6 protein-coding genes are annotated in these 6,000 nt (G+C 67.4%); 2 read left to right on the plus strand and 4 right to left on the minus strand.

The genetic code is table 11. From position 1 onward, the window contains the following. Positions 1-135 precede the first annotated feature (135 nt). Positions 136-1,059 carry a 2-dehydropantoate 2-reductase gene (panE, locus tag KK141_RS12890; RefSeq protein ID WP_214572511.1) on the minus strand — a complete coding sequence of 308 codons (924 nt, stop codon included), beginning with the start codon at positions 1,057-1,059 and terminating at the stop codon, positions 136-138. A gap of 289 nt (positions 1,060-1,348) precedes the next feature. On the opposite strand from panE, the gene KK141_RS12895 reads away from it, so the two are divergent. Together KK141_RS12895 and KK141_RS12900 are read left to right on the plus strand one after the other, a co-directional pair. Beyond that, positions 1,349-3,673, plus strand: coding sequence for a catecholate siderophore receptor Fiu (locus KK141_RS12895; RefSeq protein WP_214572512.1), 2,325 nt, complete (start codon positions 1,349-1,351; stop codon positions 3,671-3,673). A gap of 82 nt (positions 3,674-3,755) precedes the next feature. Further along, positions 3,756-4,436: a Fe2+-dependent dioxygenase gene (locus KK141_RS12900; RefSeq protein ID WP_214572513.1), complete on the plus strand. Its 681-nt coding sequence runs from the start codon at positions 3,756-3,758 to the stop codon at positions 4,434-4,436. A 33-nt stretch (positions 4,437-4,469) separates the two neighbouring features. Here the strand turns inward: KK141_RS12900 and KK141_RS12905 are convergent, their stop codons facing one another. The 3 genes from KK141_RS12905 to KK141_RS12915 form a co-directional block, all read right to left on the minus strand. Beyond that, a complete protein-coding gene (locus KK141_RS12905) occupies positions 4,470-5,060 on the minus strand; it encodes a GspH/FimT family pseudopilin (RefSeq protein ID WP_214572525.1) in 591 nt (196 codons plus the stop codon). 5 nt (positions 5,061-5,065) lie between these two features. Beyond that, a complete protein-coding gene (locus KK141_RS12910; protein ID WP_214572514.1) occupies positions 5,066-5,497 on the minus strand; it encodes a type IV pilin protein in 432 nt (143 codons plus the stop codon). After that, a partial coding sequence (locus tag KK141_RS12915) for a hypothetical protein (protein WP_214587345.1) occupies positions 5,494-6,000 on the minus strand: 507 nt, incomplete at its 5' end. The genes KK141_RS12910 and KK141_RS12915, both read right to left, overlap by 4 nt.

The following is a 6,000-nucleotide window of genomic DNA, read 5'->3' on the forward strand; positions in this document are numbered from 1 at the left end:
TTTTGCCGTCATCCCGGCGCAGGCCGGGATCCAGTAGCGCCGCCGCATGATTTTCGCGAAGAGCTCCACGGACGGCTTTTCGCCTGCAGGTATTGCCTCGCCACTGGATCCCGGCCTGCGCCGGGATGACGAGCTTTAAGCCGTGCGGGCGCGGCGGTTCTCGTAAGCCTTCAAGTGCGCATACGCCATGCGCAGCAGCGGCAGCGCGGTACCCGTCGCAGCGCGGGCGATCAGGTCGCCGATGACGTGGTCGGCTTCGACGGGGCCGCCTTGTTCGAGATCGCGCATCATCGAAGCGCTGAGCGTCGAGCCTTCTTCGGTGAGCACGCCGCGCGCTTTCGCCAGCACGTTCTCGGCGGGAGCGTGGCCGTGATCGGAGGCGACACGGCGGCAGTCTTCCAGCATCGCCAGCGTGGCTTCCAGGCCGCCCGGCGCGGCGACGATATCGCCGACCGGCGCACGCATCAGGCAGGTGATGCCGGCGAGCGAGGCGAGGAAGACCCATTTGTCCCACATGTCCTGCAGCACTTCGCTGCTGAGCCGCGCGTCGAACTTCACGCCTTCCATCGCCTGCGCGATGCGCTCCACCCGTGCCGAGCGCGAGCCGTCGCGTTCACCGAAGGTGAGGCTGTGCGAGCGGTTGAGGTGGCGGATCTCACCGTCCTGGCCCAGCGTCGCGGCGATCACGCACAAGCCGCCGAGCACGCGCGCGGCGCCGAAGCGCGCGTCCAGCGCATCCAGGTGCCGCAGGCCGTTGAGCAGCGGCAGGATCGCCGTGCCCTCGCCCACCGCCGGCGCGACGTCGGCGATCACCTGCGGCAGGTGGTAGGCCTTGCAGCTGAGCAGGACCAGGTCGTAAGGCCCGCGCAGTTCGCCGGCGGTGACAGTGGGCGCGCGCAGCGTGGCGTCGCCGAGCGCGCTGCGGATGGCCAGGCCGTGCGCGGCCAGCGCCTGGGCGCGCGCGGGGCGGACCAGGAAGCTCACGTCCTGCCCGCTTTCCAGCAGGCGTCCGCCGAAATAGCCGCCGGTCGCGCCGGCGCCGACTACCAGGATGCGCATCGAGAGATCTCCTTGGAGCGGCAGGCCCGCTGAGGCACGGACCTGCGAGGGGGAGCCGGAAGTGTACGCCGTGGCGCCATCGGCCCCGGCTGGCGGCCTGCTCCTGAACGGAATGATTGCAAATCATTCTCATTAAAAATACGATGTGAAGATCACGGCCTACCCAGGGGATCCGCCGGCAGCGCCGTGACCGACAACTCCTGCAGCCCCTGCCGCGCGATCGCCGCGGCGGCACGGGCGCACGCGCGCATCGCCTGCCGCGCCCCTTATCGATGCATCTGGAAGCCCCATGGCCTACATCAAAAGCCGCAAGCACCCCGCCCCCACCGCCCGGCTGCAGCCCGGCCAGCTCGCCGCGGCCACCGCCGCGCTGCTGACCGGCCTGGCGCTGGCGACGCCTGCGCTGGCGTCGGACGACACCGCCGCGGATCCGCAGTCCAAGGCCAAGAGCCTGTCGGCAGTGAATGTGGAAGCGACGCGCGGCAGCGACTACGTGGCCGACAAAGTGGACTCCCCCAAGTTCACCCAACCCCTGCTCGACACCACCCAGACCATCTCGGTGATCACCAAGGACCTGTTCCTGCAGCAGGGCGCCACCACGCTTTCCGAGGCGCTGCGCAACACCCCGGGCGTGGGCACCTTCTATGCCGGCGAGAACGGCACCACCACCACCGGCGACGGCATCTACATGCGTGGCTTCGACACCTCCAACAGCATCTTCGTGGACGGCGTGCGCGACACCGGCAGCATCTCGCGCGACATCTTCAATATCGAACAGGTGGAAGTGACCAAGGGCCCCGCCGGCACCGACTACGGCCGCACCGCGCCGACCGGCGCGATCAACCTGGTGACCAAGCAGCCGCTGCTGCAGAACGCCGTCTCCGGCCAGGTCGCCTACGGCAGCTCCGACCGCAAGCGCGCCACCGCCGACTGGAACCAGGTGCTCGGCGCAAGCAGTGCGTTCCGCCTGAACCTGATGGCGCAGAACAGCGGCGTGCCCGGCCGCGACGAAGTGGAAAACAACCGCTGGGGCGTCGCGCCCTCGCTGGCCTTCGGCCTGGGCACCGCCACGCGCGTCTATATCGACTACCTGCACGTCAAGCAGAACAACATCCCCGACGGCGGCGTCTCCACCATCGGCCTGCCCGGCTACAGCAGCCCCGATCCCAAGCGTCCGTGGCTGGCCAATGCGCGCCCGGTCGATCCGTCGAACTTCTACGGCACCGACGCCGACCACGACCACGTCAAGGCCGATCTCTTCACCGTGCGCGTCGAGCACGACATCAGCGACGACCTGGCCCTGCACAACACCCTGCGCTGGGGCCGCACCAAGCAGGATTACCTGCTGACCTCGTACATGGCCACCGCGGCCAACCTGCTTACGCCGAACCCGAACGACCCGTCGACCTGGACCGTCGCCCGCAGCAACCCGACGTTCAAGGATCAGACCAACAAGATCCTCACCGACCAGTTCAACTTCACCGCCAACTTCCAGACCGGCAGCATCACGCACAACCTGAGCTCCGGCATCGAGCTGACCCGCGAGGAAGCGAACACCACCGGCATCGTCTCGCTGCTCAACACCTGGCCCGCGGCCAGCGTGTACCGCCCCAACCCGCACGTGTCGGGCATGCAGTGGGTCCGCAACGGCACCTACACGCACGGCAAGACCGACACCTATTCGGCGTATGTGTTCGACACGCTGAAGTTCAACGAACAGTGGCAGGTCAACGCCGGCGTGCGCCTGGATCACTACAAGACCGACTTCGACAGCGCCGTCACCTGCGGCGGCCGCAACGCGCCGGCATGCGGCGCCCTGCCCGCCAACTCGGCGGTGCCGGGCCTGGATGCGCGCAAGAGCGGCAACCTCACCAACTGGAAGGTCGGCGTGCTGTACAAGCCGGCCGCCAATGGCAGCGTGTATGTCAACTACGCGATCTCGCAGCAGCCGCCGGGCGGCAGCACGCTCACGCTCAGCAGCTCGGCCAACAGCGCCGACAATCCCAACTTCAATCCGCAGAAGGCCAAGACCGCCGAAGCGGGCACCAAGTGGGAGTTCTACGACAGCCGCCTGATGCTGACCGGCGCCATCTATCGCACCGAGATCAACAACGACGTGGTGCAGGATCCGACCGACCTGCAGTACTACCAGACCGGCAAGAAGCGCGTGCAGGGCGTGGAGCTCAGCGCGGTGGGCAAGCTCACCGAGCACTGGGCCATCAGCGCCGGCTACACGGTGATGGACAGCAAGGTGCTCAGCGGCAGCGTGGTCACCAGCGACGGCAGTTCGGATCTGGCGTACACGCCGAAGTCCGCCTTCACTGCGTGGACCACCTACACCTTGCCGTTCGGCCTGACCATCGGCGGCGGCGCGCGCTACAACGACCAGCTCAAGCGCGGCACCGACGGTGCGATCGGCACGCCGGCGTATACCAAGTCGTACTGGGTGTTCGACGCGGTGGCCACCTACCCGGTCAACAAGCACGTCGACCTGCAGTTGAACGTGTACAACCTGTTCGACAAAGAATACGTTTCGGCCATCAACAAGAGCGGCTACCGCTACACGCCCGGCGCGCCGCGTTCGGCTATGCTCACGGCCAACGTGCGCTTCTGACGTCCCGCGACACGGCGGAAACGGAACCAACGCGGGGAGCCTTCCACACCGGAAGGCTCCCCTTTTCGTTCGAGGATCGCCCATGCTGCTGCACATCCCCAACGTGCTCTCGCCGGAACAAGTGCGGCATGTCCGCGCCGAACTGGATCGCGCCGACTGGACCGACGGCCGCCAGACCGTCGGCGCGCAAGGCGCCCAGGTCAAGCGCAACCTGCAGTTGCCGGAAGCCTCGCCGGTGCGCGAAGCGCTCGGCCGCCTGATCCTCGACGCACTCGCGCAGCACCCGCTCTATCACGCCGCCGCGCTGCCGCTGCGCACGCTGGCGCCGCGCTTCAACCGCTACGAAGGCGGCGGGCATTACGGCTATCACGTCGACGGCGCGGTGATGGCGCTGCCCGGCGGCGGGCAGCTGCGCAGCGATCTCTCCTGCACGCTGTTCCTGGCCGAGCCGGACGAATACGACGGCGGCGAACTGGTCGTCAACGACACCTATGGCGAGCACGAGGCGAGACTGCCCGCGGGCGATCTGCTGCTCTATCCGTCGAGCAGCCTGCACGAAGTGCGTCCGGTGACGCGCGGCGCGCGCCTGGCAGCGTTCTTCTGGATCCAGAGCCTGGTGCGCGACGACGGCCGGCGCCGGCTGCTGTTCGATCTGGACATGGCGATCCAGTCGCTTACCGCCAACCCGGGCAATGACCGCGCCACCCTGCTCTCGCTCACCGGCGTCTATCACAACCTGCTGCGCCAATGGAGCGAGACCTGAGCGGCGCCATGGCGGCACCGCTCACGTGAGTTCTCAGCTCGGCACGCAGGTGGTCTGCACACCCAGCGATTGCGACGTCGTGCTGCCGGAAGCATTCACCGTAAGCTGCGCGCCGGGCACCGAGACGGTGCTGGTACCGGTGCCGGTGTCGTTCGCCGCGCGGAAGCAGGTGGCGAACTTCGGCTGCTTGTTGTCGGTGCGGCGCACCTGGCCCTGCGAACCGAAGCTCAGGATCACGCTGTCCAGCGCCTGGATCGAGACGCTGTCGCGCGCATTGGAGGCGCGCAGCAGGATCGCGCCGGACGTTGCGCTGTAGGCCGTGGTCACCACACCCTTGCCGGGCTGGTAGCTGTAGATCAGCCAGCCGCTTTCATAGGCCTTGCCGCTGGAAATGCAGGTGGCCTGGTCCGAACTCGGGCAGATCGACACTATGTTGCCGCGATTGATCGCCTCGCTGCGCGCATAGGCGATATCCGCCATCAAGGCATTGCTTGCGGCACTCACCTTGTTGCGCCGGAGCGCATCGCGGAAGCTCGGCCCCGCCGCGACGAGCAGAATTGCCGCCACTGCCAGCGCCACCATCAGTTCGATCAGGCTGAAGCCATTCTTCCCCTGTCGTTTCATGGCGGTCACCAGCACGTGCCGTTGATGGTGGCGCCGGTGGCGCCCTTCTGTCCGTAGTTGTTGATGTTGAGCGCCTTGCAGTCGTCCTTGGCCTGCGGACCACCCGTCACCGGAGTCGCCGTGGCGGTGAAGGTCGTCGCTGGCGTGGCCGGCGTCACCGCCACGGTGTAGTAGCCCTTATCCGATCCGGTGGTGTTAAAGCCGATATCGGTCAGACTGCCGTAGCGGTTGTTGGTCGAATAGAACCGCTCCTGAGCCGAGGCAACGCGCAGCAGGAGGTTCTGTCCATCTCCTCGCCGTGCGCGGATGCCGTAGCGCAGATAGTTCGGCACCGCGAAGGCGGCGAGGATGGCGATGATCGCCACCACCACCATCAGCTCGATCAGGGTGAAGCCGCGCGTATTGCGCTCGCGCAGCCGCTTCAGTTTCTCAATCATTGCGTAATCCCTCGCCAGGAACGGCGGCGCCAGACGGCGTCGTTGATATTGAGGACGTTATTGCTGCCGGTGAGCTTCAGGCCCGGCACCAGCACACTGCCGCCGCCCACCGTCGTCACCAGCGGCACCGTGCCGGTGGTGCGCGGGTCGTTCACCCGGCCGCCCACCACGTACTTGCCCGTGCCGCTCCAGCCCGACACGCCCGGCGCCGACAGGCCGCCGTTCGCACCGCCCGTCGCCGCATTCACCACCATCAGCGCGCCCTGGATGCTCGCATTGCACGGATCGTTGGTGCCCGGGATCAAGGTCTGGATCACCGCACGGCCTGTGTCGAACAGCGCACCTGGCGTCACCACCACGCGCTCGCCGGCCGAGGACGTCGACGGACCCAGATCGAAGTACCAGCCACCCTTGGTGCTGGCCACCGGGTTGTCGGTGAGGCCGCGCGCGATGGTCTTGCCGTCGTCCGCCGTGGCCTCGCTCAGGGTCTGCGCCACCAGCTG

Origin of the sequence: Dyella sp. LX-66, assembly GCF_018599165.1 — a bacterium.
Lineage (GTDB): Bacteria > Pseudomonadota > Gammaproteobacteria > Xanthomonadales > Rhodanobacteraceae > Dyella_D > Dyella_D marensis.